Source organism: Nonomuraea sp. 3N208 (assembly GCF_052245935.1).
Classification (GTDB): Bacteria; Actinomycetota; Actinomycetes; order Streptosporangiales; family Streptosporangiaceae; genus Nonomuraea.
Window position 1 is genome coordinate 426,445 of sequence record NZ_JBQQBR010000001.1, and the last position, 16,791, is coordinate 443,235.

At 69.9% G+C, this 16,791-nt stretch carries 17 protein-coding genes; 10 read left to right on the forward strand and 7 right to left on the reverse strand.

All coding sequences use genetic code 11. From position 1 onward, the window contains the following. Nucleotides 1–11: 11 nt before the first annotated feature. Complete coding sequence (locus ACTWPT_RS02035; protein ID WP_443175466.1) at nucleotides 12–1,034, reverse strand: suppressor of fused domain protein; 1,023 nt, start codon at nucleotides 1,032–1,034, stop codon at nucleotides 12–14. A 210-nt stretch (nucleotides 1,035–1,244) separates the two neighbouring features. On the opposite strand from ACTWPT_RS02035, the gene rlmN reads away from it, so the two are divergent. Beyond that, nucleotides 1,245–2,345, forward strand: a complete 1,101-nt coding sequence (rlmN, locus tag ACTWPT_RS02040) for a 23S rRNA (adenine(2503)-C(2))-methyltransferase RlmN (protein ID WP_443175467.1) — start codon at nucleotides 1,245–1,247, stop codon at nucleotides 2,343–2,345. 1 nt (nucleotide 2,346) lies between these two features. Here the strand turns inward: rlmN and ACTWPT_RS02045 are convergent, their stop codons facing one another. After that, the gene (locus ACTWPT_RS02045) at nucleotides 2,347–3,018 is read right to left on the reverse strand and encodes a hypothetical protein (protein ID WP_443175468.1); all 672 of its coding nucleotides are present in this window, start codon (nucleotides 3,016–3,018) and stop codon (nucleotides 2,347–2,349) included. Beyond that, nucleotides 3,015–3,740: an ABC transporter ATP-binding protein gene (locus ACTWPT_RS02050; protein ID WP_443175469.1), complete on the reverse strand. Its 726-nt coding sequence runs from the start codon at nucleotides 3,738–3,740 to the stop codon at nucleotides 3,015–3,017. Before ACTWPT_RS02050 ends, ACTWPT_RS02045 begins: the two co-directional genes overlap by 4 nt. A 118-nt stretch (nucleotides 3,741–3,858) precedes the next feature. Here ACTWPT_RS02050 and ACTWPT_RS02055 point away from each other — a divergent pair, with 118 nt between their 5' ends. Further along, entirely contained in the window at nucleotides 3,859–4,380 is a 522-nt protein-coding gene (locus ACTWPT_RS02055; protein WP_443175470.1) for a DivIVA domain-containing protein, read from the forward strand. Here the strand turns inward: ACTWPT_RS02055 and ACTWPT_RS02060 are convergent. Beyond that, on the reverse strand, nucleotides 4,377–5,024 hold the full coding sequence (locus ACTWPT_RS02060; RefSeq protein WP_443175471.1) for an HAD-IA family hydrolase: 648 nt from the start codon (nucleotides 5,022–5,024) through the stop codon (nucleotides 4,377–4,379). The two genes, ACTWPT_RS02055 and ACTWPT_RS02060, sit on opposite strands and share 4 nt — an antisense overlap. Before the next feature lie 19 nt (nucleotides 5,025–5,043). Here ACTWPT_RS02060 and ACTWPT_RS02065 point away from each other — a divergent pair, with 19 nt between their 5' ends. Next, on the forward strand, nucleotides 5,044–5,526 hold the full coding sequence (locus ACTWPT_RS02065) for a GNAT family N-acetyltransferase (protein WP_443175472.1): 483 nt from the start codon (nucleotides 5,044–5,046) through the stop codon (nucleotides 5,524–5,526). Here ACTWPT_RS02065 and iolD read toward each other — a convergent pair. Genes iolD through iolC form a run of 3 tightly spaced genes read right to left on the reverse strand, consistent with a single transcriptional unit; the run spans nucleotide 5,516 to nucleotide 9,229 of the window. Further along, nucleotides 5,516–7,366, reverse strand: coding sequence for a 3D-(3,5/4)-trihydroxycyclohexane-1,2-dione acylhydrolase (decyclizing) (gene iolD / locus ACTWPT_RS02070; protein ID WP_443175473.1), 1,851 nt, complete (start codon nucleotides 7,364–7,366; stop codon nucleotides 5,516–5,518). The genes ACTWPT_RS02065 and iolD overlap by 11 nt on opposite strands. Beyond that, nucleotides 7,363–8,229, reverse strand: coding sequence for a 5-deoxy-glucuronate isomerase (gene iolB, locus ACTWPT_RS02075; RefSeq protein ID WP_443175474.1), 867 nt, complete (start codon nucleotides 8,227–8,229; stop codon nucleotides 7,363–7,365). The genes iolD and iolB overlap by 4 nt, the downstream gene beginning before the upstream one ends. 55 nt (nucleotides 8,230–8,284) lie before the next feature. Continuing rightward, on the reverse strand, nucleotides 8,285–9,229 hold the full coding sequence (gene iolC / locus ACTWPT_RS02080; protein WP_443175475.1) for a 5-dehydro-2-deoxygluconokinase: 945 nt from the start codon (nucleotides 9,227–9,229) through the stop codon (nucleotides 8,285–8,287). A gap of 251 nt (nucleotides 9,230–9,480) precedes the next feature. On the opposite strand from iolC, the gene ACTWPT_RS02085 reads away from it, so the two are divergent. Genes ACTWPT_RS02085 through ACTWPT_RS02115 form a run of 7 tightly spaced genes read left to right on the forward strand, consistent with a single transcriptional unit; the run spans nucleotide 9,481 to nucleotide 16,782 of the window. Then, nucleotides 9,481–10,860: an extracellular solute-binding protein gene (locus ACTWPT_RS02085; RefSeq protein ID WP_443175476.1), complete on the forward strand. Its 1,380-nt coding sequence runs from the start codon at nucleotides 9,481–9,483 to the stop codon at nucleotides 10,858–10,860. Continuing rightward, complete coding sequence (locus ACTWPT_RS02090; protein WP_443175477.1) at nucleotides 10,832–11,767, forward strand: carbohydrate ABC transporter permease; 936 nt, start codon at nucleotides 10,832–10,834, stop codon at nucleotides 11,765–11,767. The genes ACTWPT_RS02085 and ACTWPT_RS02090 overlap by 29 nt, the downstream gene beginning before the upstream one ends. Continuing rightward, complete coding sequence (locus tag ACTWPT_RS02095; protein ID WP_443175478.1) at nucleotides 11,764–12,585, forward strand: carbohydrate ABC transporter permease; 822 nt, start codon at nucleotides 11,764–11,766, stop codon at nucleotides 12,583–12,585. Before ACTWPT_RS02090 ends, ACTWPT_RS02095 begins: the two co-directional genes overlap by 4 nt. Beyond that, nucleotides 12,586–13,650, forward strand: a complete 1,065-nt coding sequence (locus ACTWPT_RS02100) for an ABC transporter ATP-binding protein (RefSeq protein ID WP_443175479.1) — start codon at nucleotides 12,586–12,588, stop codon at nucleotides 13,648–13,650. After that, nucleotides 13,647–14,825, forward strand: a complete 1,179-nt coding sequence (locus ACTWPT_RS02105) for a CehA/McbA family metallohydrolase (protein ID WP_443175480.1) — start codon at nucleotides 13,647–13,649, stop codon at nucleotides 14,823–14,825. The genes ACTWPT_RS02100 and ACTWPT_RS02105 overlap by 4 nt, the downstream gene beginning before the upstream one ends. Next, nucleotides 14,816–15,712, forward strand: a complete 897-nt coding sequence (locus ACTWPT_RS02110; protein WP_443175481.1) for a TIM barrel protein — start codon at nucleotides 14,816–14,818, stop codon at nucleotides 15,710–15,712. The genes ACTWPT_RS02105 and ACTWPT_RS02110 overlap by 10 nt, the downstream gene beginning before the upstream one ends. Beyond that, nucleotides 15,709–16,782, forward strand: coding sequence for a Gfo/Idh/MocA family protein (locus tag ACTWPT_RS02115; protein ID WP_443175482.1), 1,074 nt, complete (start codon nucleotides 15,709–15,711; stop codon nucleotides 16,780–16,782). The genes ACTWPT_RS02110 and ACTWPT_RS02115 overlap by 4 nt, the downstream gene beginning before the upstream one ends. Nucleotides 16,783–16,791 lie beyond the last annotated feature (9 nt).

The following is a 16,791-nucleotide window of genomic DNA, read 5'->3' on the forward strand; positions in this document are numbered from 1 at the left end:
CGAGCGTCTTTCTAGCGGTGCAGGGCTTCGAGTGCTGCCCTGGTGACGGGGGTCAGCCAGAGCCACCGTACGGCCTCGCCGCCGAAGGCGAATCCTGACATGTCGGGCATGTGGGGGACGTCGGCCTGCATCAGCACACCCGAGTACTGCGGCCCCAGCGGGAACGTCGAAGGCTCGTGATACCACTTGGCCGTGTGCCCGTGGCCCAGCCAGGTGACCGAGTGCCACGGATACTGCGACAACCACACCAGCAGCAGCGCCGCGTCCCTGGGGTCCTCGCGGGTGGCCACGGCCAGCTCGATCCTGGCGTACGCGCCGGGCTTGTCGATCCACTGCTCGACCGTCGGCATCCGCTGGCAGCTCATCCCCACCGTGGACAGCACGGTGAAGTCCCGTTTATGGTGCGGCGGCCGCTCGGTGATCCCGACGGTCGGCAGCCGCTCGCCGCTGGCGTCCCAATATCTGCCCGCCGGTCCCAGCACCCGGTCCAGATGACCCATCACGAACTGCTGGAACGACGGCCACGACCCCTCGCTGTGCCGCCAGCGCCAGTAGGACTTGGCGTTGGCGATGCGCGGCTCCAGCCCCTCCAACGCCTCCGACAGCGCCCACGCGAACGGCGACTCGCCCACCGCGTCGCGCGCGTACCCCGGCATGCCCCTGCTCATGTCGGCCCAGCCGGGGATGACCGCCAGCAGGCCGTCGTCCTCGTACAGGGCGACCCCGTCGCCTTCCTCGAACCACAGCGCGGTGAGCTGCCCGAGCGGCCGGCGGCCGTCCGGGTGCAGGGTGTTGTGCCTGGGCATCAGCGGCGGCAGGCCGGCGTTGATCCTGGCCAGGTCCACGACGGCGGGGCCCGGGCGGTGGTTGGCGAGCCAGACGGCGCCGTGGACCGTTCCGGCGGGCGAGCACAGGTAAGCTACCGAGGAGTCCTCGTCCCGCTCGACCACGAGCGTCCGGCTGCCGTACGGGTTGCCGGCGGCGAGGACGACCTCGGCGCCACCCGCGCCTGATGCCGCCCGGAAAATCGCCATACGTGAGCACTGTAGATCCGCCGGAGACCATGACGCGAGCGGTGGCGTCACCGAATAGGAAACCTGCACAATCAGCTGCCGCCCTACTGTCGTTCCAGGTCGAGACCGTAGCGGCAGTCTGCTTGGCAGGCTTCTCGTTCGCCAGGAATGCCACCTCCGATCCGAACGTTCATTACCCTGGTCGGAAACGCTTGAAGCAAAGGTCGTAACGTGTCCCAGCCACCTGGTCAGCTCACCTTCGTCGCGCCGCGCCGCGCCAAGCCCGCACGGCACCTGGCCGACCTGTCGATGGCCGACCGGCGGGCCGCGGTGACCGAGCTGGGTGAGAAGGCCTTCCGCGCCGACCAGCTCTCACGCCACTACTTCGAGCGCCTCACCACCGAGGTCGGCGCGATGACCGACCTGCCCGCCGCCTCCCGTGAGAAGCTCGGCGTGCTGCTGCCGACCCTGCTCACCTCGGTCAGGGAGCTGACCACCGACGAGGGCACCACGCGGAAGACGCTGTGGCGGCTGTTCGACGGCGCGCTGGTCGAGTCGGTGCTCATGCGTTACCCCGACCGGGTCACGATGTGCGTGTCCTCGCAGGCCGGCTGCGGCATGAACTGCCCGTTCTGCGCCACCGGCCAGGCGGGCCTGACCCGCAACATGTCCACGGCTGAGATCGTCGAGCAGGTCGTGGCCGGCGCGCGGGCGCTGGCGGCCGGCGAGGTGCCTGGCGGGCCTGGGCGGGTGAACAACGTCGTGTTCATGGGCATGGGCGAGCCGCTGGCCAACTACAAGCAGGTGATCGGCGCGGTCCGCCGCCTGGTCGAGCCCGCGCCGCACGGGCTCGGCATCTCGGCCCGCGGGGTCACGGTCTCCACGGTCGGCCTGGTGCCGGCCATCGGCAAGCTCGCCGACGAGGGGCTGCCGGTCACGCTGGCGTTGTCGCTGCACGCGCCCGACGACGAGCTGCGTGACACGCTGGTGCCGATCAACACGCGGTGGAAGGTGTCGGAGGTGCTCGACGCCGCGTGGGCGTACGCGGCGAAGACCAAGCGGCGGGTCTCGATCGAATACGCGCTGATCAAGGACATCAACGATCAGGAGTGGCGGGCCGACCTGCTGGGCAAGCTCGTCAAGAACAAGCTGGTGCACGTCAACCTGATCCCGCTCAATCCGACCCCTGGGTCCAAGTGGACGGCGTCGCGGCCGGAGGACGAGCGGGCGTTCGTCCGGCGGTTGGAGTTCCACGGCGTGCCGGTCACCGTACGCGACACGCGCGGGCGGGAGATCGACGGGGCCTGCGGGCAGCTCGCCGCCGCCGAGTAGGTCAGCCCTTCAGGCGTCGCCAGAGGTAGAACGCGAGGGCGAGCAGGCACCAGGCGAGTGAGACGGCGCCCAGCTCGGGGAGCCGGGAGATCAGGTCGCCGTCGTTCGCGGCCCGCATCCAGCGCACGACCGGGACCGTGAGCCAGTACAGCGGTGAGGCGCTCAGCAACAACATCAGCAGGAACCCGAGCACCAGGCTCATGATCGACAGAGCTGGTGAGGGCAGGATGGCGCGGCTGGTCAGCGCGCCGAGCGCGGTCCCCGTCAGGGCCGCCAGCCCGTGCAGGGCGAGGGCGGCGGCCAGCAGGCGGGGCTCCGGGGTAGAGCTCACGCCGAGCAGGAGCGCCGCCACCAGGCCGATCCCGGCGAAGACGGCACACGTCGCGAACGCCGCCACGAGCCCCGCGGCCAGTTCCCTGCCCCGGCCGCCGGCCGCGACCGCGGACATCTCACGTTGGCGGTCGGGCTCGGTGTCGAGAAGGCTCCTCGCGGCCCAGGCCAGGATGGGGATGATCAGTACGGCGCCGTCGGTGAGTACGCCCGCCTCCTCACCGCGTGGCGCCCGGCTGCCGTGCAGAATCGCCAGCATAGCCAGAGCGAGCAGGAGGGCCTGGTAGACGCGGTGGGAGCGGATGTAGGCCGCCAGTCGGAAGCCGGCCAGGGCGATGATCATCCGGTCTCCTCGATCTCGCGGGCCTGATAGCCCGCGTCGCGCATCCTGGCGAGGAAGTGGGGGAGGTCGGCGGCGGGCAGGGTGACCGCCACGGTCGCGCTGTTCTCCTGGGCGGGGGCGGCGGCGCTGGTGCTCTCCTTGAGATGGCCGTCGAGCAGCGACCAGTGACGGAGGCCGGGTAAGGCGCGCAGGCCGCCCTGGTGGTCGCTGACGATGACGATGCCGCCGCGTGCCGCGACGTCGGCGGCGATGGAAGGCAGTGACTCGCGCGTGCCGGCGTCGAGCCCGGCGAACGGCTCGTCCATGATCAGCAGTCCGGGATCGGCCATGAGCGCCTGGACCAGGCCGACCTTGTGCGCGCTGCCCTTCGACAGCTCGCCCAGGGGCACGGCCAGGAGATGCTCCATGTTCAGCCGTTCGGTCCACGGCTCCCAGCGGGCGCCGCCGCGTACGCGGGACATGTGGCGCAAGTAGGCCGTGACCGTGAACGGCTGGTCGGTGGGGAAGCGGTCGGGCGCGAACCCGACGACGTCCGGACGGCCGGTGATCGTGCCTTTCGTCGGCGCGGAGAGCCCGGCAAGCAGCCGGAGCAGGGTCGACTTGCCCGCTCCGTTGACGCCGCTCAACTCGATCACGTCACCGGGCGCGAGATGCGCGTCGGCATCGTGGATGACGAAATGATCACGTCTTCGGTAGCGGAAGGAGACGTGGGACAGACGCATGGTGGTGTAACGCTATATGCCGGGTCGCATGCTTGGGATAAAGAGCCCCACAATGGAGGTGCCCCCAGCACGAATCAAGAGGAGTGTGAGCTTGAACCGCTTTCCGCGCGTCATGGGTATGCGTTCAGGCTATGACCCCACGGAGGTCGACGCCCTGATCGGGCGAATCGAGGCGACCCTGGGCAGGGGCTCGCACACCTTTGAGCCCATCACCGCCGACGAGGTGCGTACGGCCACCTTCCGCGCCAAACGCGGCGGCTACCACGAGACCGCGGTCGACTTCGCCCTGGAAGCGTTCGTGGTGGCGCTGGAGACCCAGGCCAAGCGGCCCGTACGGCTGGCCATGGCCGAGCCCACCGGCGACATGCTGCGCGAGGAGTGGTTCGAGGGCCAGGCGGCACGCGTCGAGAGGGTGGCCTTCCGCCCGGGCCGGATGGGCAGCGGCTACAACGAGGACGAGGTCGACGCCTTCCTGGACCGCATCGTGGCCACCTTACGCAGCACCACCGACTTCCCCGTGACGGCGAAGGAGGTGCGGGAGGCGAAGTTCTCGACCGTGCTGTTCAGGGCCGGCTACTTGATCGCGGATGTGGACTCGTTCCTCGCGAGCATCGCGGACGTGCTGGAGCAGCGCCGCTAGCCGTCCCGCACGGCTGTGAGCAGGCCGTGCAGGTCGGGTAGGGCCTTCTGGATGATCGTCTCGTCCGGGGCGCGCCGGCCCATCCGGTTGATCCACACGCGGCGGATGCCCAGCCGGTGCGCGGGGACCATGTCGTGGAAGTAGCTCTGCGCCACGTGCACCCAGGCCGCCGGTTCGTGCGCCCGCTTGAACACCTCGAAGTGCGCGTTGGACGGCTTGTAGTCGCCGGCGTCCTCCGCCGTCACCACCGCGTCGAACGGCACGGGCAGACGCCGCAGCGTCTCGGCGATGAGGTCGCGGTCGCAGTTGGTGAGCAGCGCCAGGTTCCACCCGGCCGCGCGCAGCGTCGACAACTCGGCGCCGACCTCGGGGAACACCGGCCAGTACGGCAGCGTCGCCGCCGCCACGGTGGCGTCGTCCTCGTTCAGCTCCACCTTCTCCTCCTGGCACGCCCTGCTGAGGGTCTCGGCCATGACGTGCCGATAGCGGAGCGTCGGCGACTCGGCCTGCACGGCGTGCTCGTGCCGGTTGTAGGCCTCCAGCAGCCGTGCACCCTGGCCGGGCGCGATCAGCTCGGCGCTGGTGAGCAGGCCGTGTCGCGAGTCGACAAGAGTGCCGAAGCAATCGAACGTTACCCATCTCATAAGTCACATAATGCTGCTTATGACGCTCTCTGTACGACCCATCGAGCCTCGCGATCTCGAAGCGGTGTCCAAGGTGCTGAGAGACAGCTGGGGCGGCATCACGGTGGTGGCCCTGGGACGCGGCGAGCTGATCGACGCGGCCGCCCAGCCCGGGTTCGTCGCGGAGATCGGCGATGAGGTGGCCGGGGTGATCACCTATGCCGAACGCGACAGCTCAGTGGAGATCATCACGATCGACGCCGTGGTGCCCGGCAAGGGGGTCGGGAAGGCGCCGCTCGATGCGGTGCGGGCCGTCGCGGTGGAGCGGGGTGTCGCCAGGCTGTCGTTGATCACCACCAACGACAACACGCATGCCCTGCGGTTCTACCAGCGTTACGGGTTCGACCTCGTGGCCTTGCATCGCAACGGGGTGGACCGGGCCAGGGCCCTCAAACCGGACATACCGGCGGAGGCGGACGGGATCCCGATCAAGCACGAGCTGGAGCTCGTATTCACCCTGTGACCGGTGGAGTGAGGTGCGGGTGCTGGGAAAGCTTGTTCGCCTCGTACGCCTCCCGCATGGCGTTCGGCGTGCCCACCTGCGCCACGGGCACGTCCCACCACGCCTCGGAGGACGGCGCGTCGTCCGCCATGCGATCGGTGCGGACGTAGATGACCGTGGTCTCCGCCGCGGCGCGGGCCGTGTCGAGCGCCTTGCGCAGTTCGGCGACCGACTCCGCACGCAACACGGACGCGCCGAGGCTGGCGGCGTTGGCGGCCAGGTCGACCGGTAGCGGACGGCCGTCGCGGTAGGCGTAGGACGTGCCGAGCCGCTGCGCGCCCACGCTCTCCGACAGGTGGCCGATCGAGGCGAAGCCGGAGTTGTCCACCAGGACCACCACCAGCTTGATGCCCTCGGAGATCGCCGTGACCAGCTCCTGCGCCATCATGAGGTACGAGCCGTCGCCCACCAGCACGAACACCTCGCGTTCCGGTGCCGCCATCTTGACGCCAAGCCCGCCGGCGATCTCGTAGCCCATGCAGGAGTAGCCGTACTCGACGTGGTAGCTGCCCGGGCCGCTCGGACGCCAGAGTTTGTGCAGGTCGCCGGGCATCGAGCCGGCCGCGCACACCACCACGCCGTCGTCGGCCGCGGCCGTGTTGACGGCGCCGATCACCGCTGACTGCGGCGGCGGCGAGCCCTCCAGCGCGTACGCGGCGTCCACGGCCGCGTCCCACGCCCTGGTCAGCTCGGCGGCCCGCTCGCGGTAGTCGCCCGGTACGCCACGCCAGCCCCCGAACGCCTCCGCCAGCTCCGCCAGCCCTTCCCGGGCGTCGGCCACGAGCTGCAGGCCCGAGAGCTTGGCGGCGTCGAAGGCGGTGATGTTGATGTTGAGGAAGCGTGCGTCGGGGGCGAAGATCGTCCGGGAAGCGGTGGTGAAGTCGCTGTAGCGGGTGCCGACGCCGATGATCAGGTCGGCCTCGCGGGCCAGCGCGTTGGCCGCGGTCGTGCCGGTGGCGCCGATCGCGCCGACGGCGAGCGGGTGCCCGTACGGGAGCGCGCCCTTGCCTGCCTGCGTCTCGGCCACCGGGATGCCGTACGTCTCGGCGAAGAGCCGCAGCTGCTCCGTGGCGTCGCTGTAGATCGTCCCGCCCCCCGCGACGATCAGCGGGCGCGCGGCCGACTTGACCAGCTGGGCCGCTCGGAACACGGCGGCGCGCTCGGGGCGGGGCCTGGGGATGTGCCAGATGCGGTCGGCGAACAGCTCCTCCGGCCAGTCGTACGCCTCCGCCTGCACATCCTGCGGGAGCGCGATCGTGACCGCGCCGGTCTCGGCCGGGTCGGTGAGCACGCGCATGGCCGCCAGCAGCGCGGACGGCAGCTGCTCGGGGCGGTTGATCCGGTCCCAGTAGCGGGAGACCGGCTTGAAGCAGTCGTTGACGGAGATGTCGTACGAGCGCTGGTCCTCCAGCTCCTGGAGGACCGGGCCCGCCACGCGGGTGGAGAAGATGTCGCCTGGCAGGAGGAGCACCGGGAGCCGGTTGATGGTGGCGCCGGCCGCGCCGGTGATCATGTTGGTGGCGCCTGGGCCGATCGACGTGGTGCACGCCAAGGTCGCCAGGCGGTTGGCGGCCCGGGCGTAGGCGGCGGCCGTGTGGACCATGGCCTGCTCGTTGCGGCTCAGGTGGTACGGGAGGTTCTCGGTCGACGTGGCGAGTGCCTGGCCCAAGCCCGCGACGTTGCCGTGGCCGAAGATGCCCGTGCAGCCGCCGAAGAACCTGCGTTGCACGCTGTCGCGCTCGCTCCACTGGTGGGCCAGGAAACGTACGACGGCCTGTGCGACGGTCAACCGGGTCGTCATGAGGTCCTCCCGAACGGCAGTCTGGGGTCGATGAGCTGGTCGTCCCAGGACGACCGGATCCAGGCGTGGCGGGGGTCGTCGCAGAAGGCCATCGAGCGCTGCTCCGCCGACCCTGCCAGGACGTTCAAGTAGTAGAGGTCGTAGCCGGGGGCCGCCATGGAGGGGCCGTGGTAGCCGTAGGGGACCAGGACGACGTCGCCGGAGGAGACCTCGGCGAGGGTGTCGATGTGGCCGCATTCGGAGGAGTAGACGCGCTGGTAGCCGATGCCCTGGTGGGCGACCTCGAAGTAGTAGATCTCCTCCAGCACCGCCTCGCCCGGGTTGGGGGTGTCGTGTTTGTGCGGCGGGTACGAGGACCAGTTGCCGGACGGAGTGAGGACCTCCACGGCCATGAGCTTGTGGCAGTCGAAGACGTCGGGGGCGCAGAAGTTGTTCAGCTGGCGGCTGGCCTGGCCGGCGCCGCGGATCTCGACCGGGACCTCGGCGGCGGCGACGTAGCGGGGCTGCAGCGCGTGGGTGGCGTGGGCCGAGGGCAGCGCGATGCGGCCCGCGCCCTGCAAGGTCGCCCGCGACTGGATCGGGACATAGACGAAGTCTGACGGGCCGTCGAAGACAGATGCGCGGCCGGTCAGCCGGAACGTCTCGGTGGGCCGCCGTTGATCGGCGCCGGGCTCGGTGATGGTGACCGTGCATGAGCCTGCCAGCGGCAGGACCAGCATTTCCTCCTCGCCCGTGTCGAACGACACCGGCGCGTCCGTCAGGTCCGCGATCCGCAGGCCCGCATACGTCCACCCGGCCGAGGACGCGGTGATCTCCACCGACCACGGGCCGTTCGCGGTCGTGCCGTACGGAAGGTAGGTCATGCGCGGGCCTCCCGCACCGGTGCCGCGGCGCCGTCCACCGCGGTCGAGACATCGCTCAAGAACGCACCCCCGGGCCTTCCAGTAGTTCCTCCACCTCCGCCGTCGTTGGCATGGCGTCGGCGCAGGCCAGCCGGGCGGCGACGAACGCCCCCGCCGCGTTGGCGAAGCGGATCGTGCGCTCCAGCGGCCAGCCGCGCAGCAGTCCCAGGCACAGGGCGCCGCCGAAGGCGTCTCCCGCGCCGATCCCGTTGACCACGTCCACCTCCACTCGCTTGATCAGACAGCTCTCCCCGGAGGTACGCGCGAAAACCCCTTCCGGCCCCATTTTCACGATGGCGACCTGAACCCCGGCGTCCAGCAGCGCCTGCGCGGCCGCTTCGGGGTCACGGACGCCGACGGCGGTCTCCACCTCCTCCAGGTTGCCGACCGCCACGTTGGCGTGCGGAAGCGCCCGGCCGGCCGCCTCGCGGGCCGCCGCACGCGACTCCCAGAGCGGGGCCCGGTAGTCCAGGTCGAACACCGTCCAGCCCGACGTACGCGCCGACAGGGCCGCGTGGTGGGCCGCGCGGCTCGGCTCCTTGCTCAGGCCGGTCAGCGAGAACCAGAACAGGCTCGTCGCGCGGATGGCGTCCAGATCCAGGTGGCCGGACGTGATCCGCAGGTCTGGGGGATGCTCGCCGCGGTAGAAGTAGATCGGGAAGTGGTCGGGCGGGAAGATCTCGCAGAACGTGACGGGCGTCGGCGCCTCCGTGAAGGTGGCCACAAAGCGGTCGTCGACGCCGAAGTCGCGGATCGCCCGGCGCACGTACTCGCCGAAGGGGTCCGCGCCCACGCCGGTGATCACCGCGGGGCGCAGCCCGTGGCGGGCCGCCGCGACCGCGACGTTGGTGGGGCTGCCCCCGAGGAACTTGCCGAAGGTCTCGACATCGGCCAGCCCGACGCCGGTCTGCAGCGGATAGACGTCGACGCCGCAGCGGCCGATCGTGATCAGGTCGTACAACGCACCTCCCGAGGCCGAGCTCGGCTCCGACACTATGGCGTCTTGTCATGACATCCTGATGTCCATTATGTAGCTACATGGAGCTTCGCTCTTCACATCGTCTAGTGTTCGGTTGTTAGATGGCCACTGTCCGGTCGAAGACGCAGTATGCGGCGCATCTCCCGGAAATATGATCAGGCCTTTACGTCATATGAATGTCATGACATATTGGCCCATGGCTTACCTCCTTAACGGATCTGTCGGAGGGTTTGATGGCATTGCGTAAGGTCGCCGCGGTTCTCGCCGCGGTCGGAATAGGGTTAACCGCCTGCGGCCAGTCATCCGGCGGCGGCGATGGCACCATCGAGTTGACCATCGCCCAGAACGCCATCGCGGGCGGCAAGAACGCCGCCGCCGCGGACTTCGTCGCCAACTGGGTGATCCCCAAGTTCGAGGCGGCCCAGAAGGCGAAGGGCAAGGACGTCAAGGTCAAGTTCGTTCCCAGCGGCGTCGACGACGAGCAGTACAAGACCAAGCTCTCCCTGGACCTCAAGTCGGGCAAGGGCGCGGACGTGATCGACATCGACGGCATCTGGGCCGGCGAGTTCGCCGAGGCCGGTTACATCAAGCCGCTGGCGGACCTGGTCGGCGCCGAGGCCGACAGTTGGGACGGCTGGGCGCAGATCCCCGAGTCCGTGCAGGGGCTGGCTACGTACAACGGCAAGAAGTACGCGCTGCCTGTCGGCACCGACGGCCGGGTGCTCTACTTCAACAAGACGCTCTTCCAGAAGGCCGGGCTGCCGGCCGACTGGCAGCCGAAGAGCTGGCAGGAGATCCTCGACGCGGGGACCAAGCTGAAGTCCGCGGGCGTGCCGGTGCCGATCCAGGTCAACGCCGGGACGGCGATGGGCGAGGCCACCTCGATGCAGGGCGTGCTGCCGCTGCTCGCGGGCGCGGGCGGCGAGGTGCAGAAGGACGGCAAGTGGACCGGCGCGTCCCAGCCGCTCAAGGACGCGCTCGGCTTTTACCAGAAGATCTACGGCGGCGGCCTCGGCGACCCCAAGCTGCAGCAGGAGGCCAAGGGCCGCGACAAGTCGTTCCAGCAGTTCGCCGAGGGCAAGATCGGCATCCTGATGGAAGGCGACTACTTCTGGCGCGGCGTCATCAACCCCAAGGACGGCGTGGCCCCGATGGCCGACCGTGACCAGAGTGTCGGCTACGCGCTCATCCCGGCCATGGAGCCCGGCAAGGGCCTCCGCGGCCAGGACTTCGTCAGCATGTCCGGCGGCGCCCTGCGCACGCTCAACCCCAACAGCAAGCACCCGAAGGAAGCGTTCGAGCTGCTGACCTTCACGCTCTCGCCGGAGGCGCTGAAGGAGGAGACCAAGGACGGCAACGTGCGCATCACGCCGCGCACGGACGTCAACAAGGAGATCCTCGCCGGTGAGCCGCTGCTGACCTTCATCTCGGACAAGGTGCTGCCGTTGACGGCCTTCCGGCCGCCGGTGGCCGTCTACCCGCAGGTGTCGGTGGCGCTGCAGGAGTCCACCGCCGCGGTCGTCGGTGGCACCGCGCCGGATCAGGCGGCGGCCGCGTACCAGAAGAAGCTCGAAGGACTCGTCGGTGGCGCAGGCAACATCATCGCCCCCTGACATCATCGATGGGCAGGCCCCCGCCCGCCGCTCCTACAGCTCGGACGCGGCGGGCCTGGGCCGGCTCAGGGCCGGGATCTTCGTGGCCCCGGCGCTGCTGCTCATCGCGGCCTTCCTCGTGTTCCCCGCGCTCTGGGTGCTCTACCTGGGGCTGACCAACTACCGGCTGACCGGGATCGCGGCGGCCGAGCCGCAGTTCGTGGGGCTGGACAACTTCATCGACGCGGTCTCCGATCCGGCGTTCTGGAACTCCACGTGGCTGACCGTGCAGTTCGTCCTGGGCTCGGCCGTCATCGGGCAGGTCGGGCTCGGTTTCACCATCGCCTGGCTGCTGCGTGACCGGCGTGGTCCGCTGAAGCGGCTGGTCGAGGGCCTGGTCATCCTGGCCTGGATCCTGCCGAGCGCGGTGGTGTCGTTCCTGTGGGTGGCGCTGCTCGACCGCGACGGCGGCACGCTCAACGCGCTGCTCGGCCTGCCCGGCTTCGCCTGGCTGCTCGATCACCCGATGTTGTCGATCGTCATCTTCAACACGTGGCGTGGCACCGCGTTCTCGATGATGTTGTACGGCGCCGCGCTCGGCAACGTGCCGCCTTCGCACCTGGAGAGCGCCCGCCTGGCCGGGGCCTCCGGCTGGCAGCAGCTAAGGGATGTGGTGTTCCCGCACATCAGAGGCCACATCCTGACGAACCTGCTGCTGATCAGCCTGTGGACGTTCAACGACTTCACCCCCTTCCTGATCACGGCGGGCGGGCCGGACGGGAAGTCGGAGATCCTGGCCGTGCACGTGTACAAGGTCGCGCTCCAGAGCGGCGAGCTTGGTTACGGCGCGGCGGTCTCCACGGTCATCCTGCTGATCAATCTGGTGGTGGCGGTGTTCTACCTGCGGTTGCTGCGGAGCAAGAAATGACGGCGCGGTTCGTGGCCGGCCGGATCGGCTTCTACACGCTGATCGCGGTGCTGCTGGCGTTCTTCACGATCCCGTTGCTCTGGCTGGCGACCGCGCCGTTCACGTCGGACCCGACGTACGAAGTGGCGGTGCCCGACTTCACCTGGGAGAACTTCCGGGCGGTCGTGGAGCATCCGTACGCGCTGCCGTCGCTGTACAACTCATTGGTGTTGTCGGTGGGCACGGCGGTTCTGGTGGTGGCGATGGCGGCGCTGGCGGCGTACGCGCTGAGCCGGGTGCGGCTGCCGGGGCGGGATGCGCTGTTGTACGCGTTGTTGCTGCTGTCATCGATCATCACGGGGACGGCGGCCATGGTGCCGCTGTTCCAGCTGGCGGTGGAGCTCAACCTCATCGACTCGCACCTCGGGCTGATCCTCATCCTGACGGGCGGGCTGCTGCCGGCGGCGATCTTCATGCTGAAGGACTTCATGGACTCGACGCCGAAGTCCTATGAGGAGTCGGCGCGGGTGTTCGGGGCGTCGCCGCTGCAGATCGTGCGGCACGTGGTGGTGCCCTTGGTACGGCCGGGGCTGGCGACCATCGGGGTCTGGGCCGTGGCCAACGTATGGGGAAATTTCCTGATGCCGTACCTGCTGCTGAGCGACGTCGAGAAGCAGCCGGCGGCCGTGATCACGTACACGTTGTACACCGAGGGCGGCCAGGCCAACCTGCGGATGTTGTCCACGTTCGGGCTGCTGTACTCGGTCCCCGTGGTGCTCATGTACCTGTTCGTCAGCAAGAAATACGGCTTCCGCTTCCACGGAGGGATCAAGCGTTAAATGGCCGCCATTGAACTACGCGGGCTGACCAAGGTCTACCCCGGCGGTGTGAAAGCCCTCGACGCGCTCGACCTGGCCATCCCGGACGGCGAGTTCTTCGCCCTGCTCGGCCCCTCCGGCTGCGGCAAGACCACGTTGCTGCGGACGATCGCCGGCCTGGAGACCGCCACCGGTGGCGCGGTGGTCATCGGCGAGCGCGACGTGACCGGGGTGCAACCGGGCGGCCGTGACGTCGCGATGGTCTTCCAGGACTACGCGTTGTTCCCGCACATGGACGTCACGGAGAACATCGCCTACCCGCTGCGGATCAAGAAGGTCGCCAAGTCCGCGCGCCGCGACAAGGCGGTCGAGGTGGGGGCGCGGCTCGGGCTCGAACAGCTCATGGACCGCCGCCCCGGCCAGCTGTCCGGCGGGCAGCAGCAGCGGGTCGCGCTGGCGCGGGTGATGGCCACGCAGGCGCAGGCGTTCCTGTTCGACGAGCCGCTGTCCAACCTGGACGCCCGGCTGCGGCTGGAGGCGCGGACGTTCCTCAAGAAGCTCCAGCGCGAGCTCGGCGTCACCACTGTCTTCGTCACCCATGACCAGGCCGAGGCGCTGGCCATGGCCGACCGGATGGCGGTGATGGAGTCCGGGCACATCCGGCAGATCGGCACGCCGGCCGAGGTGTTCCAGCGGCCCGCCAACACGTTCGTGGCCGGATTCATCGGCTCCACGCCCATGAACCTGCTGGACGGGGCCGCACGAGGTGACAGGCTGGACGTGGCAGGGTGCAAGGTGGCCGTCCCGTCCTCGGCCGAGGGACGGCTGAGCGACGGAGAGAAGATCGTGTACGGCGTGCGACCCGAGTACATGTCCTACTCGGCCGAGCCCGCGGAGGGCGCGCTCGGCGGGAAGGTGGCCATCGTGGAGAACCTCGGCGCCTCCCACCTGGTGACCCTCGACGTCAACGACGTGACCGTGCAGGCCGTCGTGCCGGAGGGCCGCGAGCCGGCGCTCGGCGACGAGGGGTACGCCCTTCCCCGGCGCGATCGGGCCCTCGTCTACCGGGACGGAGAGTTGGTGTGAGAGGTCAGTGGAGCCTGGATGACCGGCTGGAGCGGACGCTTCGGGAGGTGCCGTTCGAGGTGCCCGCGGGAAGCGCCGCCGTGACGGTGAGGTTGTCCTACGACCGGTCGCAGGGTGTGCTCGACCTTGGGTGCGGCTCGCCCGGCGGGTTCCGCGGCTGGTCGGGCGGGGCGCGTGACGAGTACACGATCACGGCCGACTGGGCGACGCCCGGTTACCTGCCTGGTGCTCTGGAGCCCGGGACCTGGCACGTGTGGGTGCGGTTGCACCGCATCCCGCTGCACGGCCTCGACTACACGCTGGAGATCTCCACGGAGTCCGCCGCCCCGCCGGAGCCGGTCGCCGAGGAACCGCCGCACGGGGAGCGGCCGCCGCGTCGCGACATTCCAGATCTCGACGGCATGCGGTGGTTCGCCGGGGACTTCCACGCCCACACCGTGCACAGCGACGGCAACCTGACCATCGCCGAGCTGGCCGAGCTCGCTCACGGGCGAGGGCTCGACTTCCTGGCCGTCACCGACCACAACACCGTCAGCCACCACCCCTGGCTGTCCAAGATCGACCGCGAGATCACGCTCATCCCGGGCCAGGAGGTCACCACCGACCGCGGTCACGCGAACGTGTTCGGCGACGTCGGGTGGGTGGACTTCCGGCAGCCTGCCGACTCCTGGGTCGAGCACGCCGAGCGCACGGGCGGCCTGATCTCCGTCAACCACCCGCTCGGCGGCGACTGCGCCTGGCTGCTGCCGATCAGCCGCCGGCCCAGGATCGCCGAGGTGTGGAGCTCCGGCTGGTGGGACCGGCGCTGGGGCGCACCGTTGGCCTGGGCGGACGCCTGGCGCGACGACGTGATCGCGATCGGCGGCAGCGACTTCCACCGCCACGGCTCCGACGGCCTGCCGGGCGGGCCCACGACCTGGGTGCTGGCCGAGGATACGAGCACGGTGCTGGACGGCGTACGGGGCGGCCGCACCGCCGTCTCGGCGGGGCCCGACGCGCCGCTGCTGCTCAGGCTGGGCGACGAGTTGCTGGCCCTGGACGCGGGCGGCCTGGTCCTGGTCCGCCCGGACGGCGCCAGGCAGCTGATCCGCGACGATCGGGCGCTGATCCCGGCAGCCGATGGGCCGCACCGGTTGGAAACCCACGAGAACGAGGTGATGGCGCTGTGCGAGTGAGTGTGGCCAATGCCCCGGTGAGCTTCGGGGTGTTCGAGCTGAGCGACGCGCCGCCGCCGCTGAGCGCCGACGAGATGGTGCGCGCGCTGTCCGATGCCGGGTACGAGGGCATCGACTCCGGGCCGATCGGTTACCTGGGCACCGGCTCCGAGCTGGCCGATCGGCTGGCAGAGAGCGGGTTGTCGCTCGCGGGCGGCTGGGTGGACCTGCGGTACGGCGACGCCGAGGCGTTCGCGCGGGGTCTGCCCGCGCTGGAGGCCGCGCTGGACGTCTTCGCCGCCGCGCCGCCGGCCCCTGAGGGATTCCGGCCGCGGCCCACACTGGCCTGCTCGGGCTCGCCGGAGCGGTTCGCCCGCCCCGGCGGGAGCGTTCCAGGGTTGCCGGCGGCCGAGTGGCCCGCCTACGCCGCCCGGGTGCAGGAGGCGGTGAACCGCTGCCGCGACCGCGGCTTCGAGCCCGCCTTCCACCACCACCTGGGCACGTACGTGGAGACGTCCGAGGACGTGGAGCGGCTGCTGGAGCTGACCGACGTGCGGCTCTGCCTCGACACCGGGCACCTGCTGCTTGCCGGGGGAGACCCGGTGGCGGCACTGCGCGCTTGGGCCGGCCGGGTCGAGCACGTGCACATCAAGGACGGCGATACCAAGATCCTCGCCCAGACCCTGGCCGACGGGGCCGATCTGCGCGAGCTCATGGGCCGCGGCGGGTTCGCCTCACTCGGCGAGGGCGAGCTGGATCTGCCTGCCGTGGTGCGCACCCTCGGCGAGATCGGCTACGCAGGATGGATCGTCATCGAGCAGGACACGCTGCCCGGCCGCCGCACCGTCGCCCAGAACATCGCCGACCAGGCCGCCAACCGCAGGAAGCTGAAGGAACTGGGATTGTGAGAATCGCTCTGCTCGGGTGCGGCGCGGTGACGCAGGCGGTGTACGTGCCGCTGCTGTCCAGGCGTCGCGACCTGTTCGAGGTGACGGCCGTGTGCGACCTGTCGCGTACGCTCGCCGACGCCGTCGCGGACCGGCTCGGCGCCACCGGGCGGTACACGGCGCTGGACGACATGCTCGCCGCCGGCGGCTTCGACGCCCTGCTCGTGCTGGCCTCCGGCTCCCACGGCGAGGCCGTGCGCGGGGCGCTGGCCGCCGGCCACGCCGTGCTCTGCGAGAAGCCGCTTGCGCTGACCAGGGCCGAGGTGGCGGCGCTGCCCGAGGGGCGGCTGATGGTCGGCTACATGAAGCAATACGACCCCGCGGTGCGCCGGGCCGAGGAACTGCTGGCCGAGCTGGGCGGACCCGGTGTCATCAGGGCGGTCGAGGTGACGGTGCTGCATCCGAGCGGAGAGTCGCAGCTGGCGTTCGCGAACCTGGCGCAGGCGCGGGACGTGGACGCCGGGCTGCTGGCGTCGCTGCGCACCGCTGAGAGCGCGCTCGTGTCGCGGGCGGTGGGGGACTCGCCGCCGGTGCAGAGTGTGTACGGGGTGGCACTCGGCTCGATATGTCATGACTTGTCGCTCTTGAGGCGCTTTACCGGGTCGCCTCATGAAATTTCGTATGTCGAGACGTGGGGTCCCGCGCCCGGCTCCATCGAGATCTCCGGCCCGCTGCCCGCCCAGGGCAGGTTCTCCCTTCGCTGGCACTACCTGGAGGACTACCCCGCCTACCGCGAGACCGTGGCCATCCACCACGACAAGGGCACGCTGGAGCTGGTCTTCCCCTCGCCCTACCTGATGAACGCGCCGACGACGCTCACCGTCGTGTCCGGCGGCGAGAGCCGAACCGAATGGCGGGACGTGACCGAGGCGTTCGAAGTACAACTGGTCGCCTTCCATGCTTTCGTGAACGATGGCAAGCCGCCGCTCACCGACGTGGGCGGCGCTCTGGAGGACATCGTGACGGCCCAGCGGATCGCCGCCCGTTATGCCGTACAACATGATCTGCCCGTGGGAGGGGAGGCCGCATGAGCGAGCGGA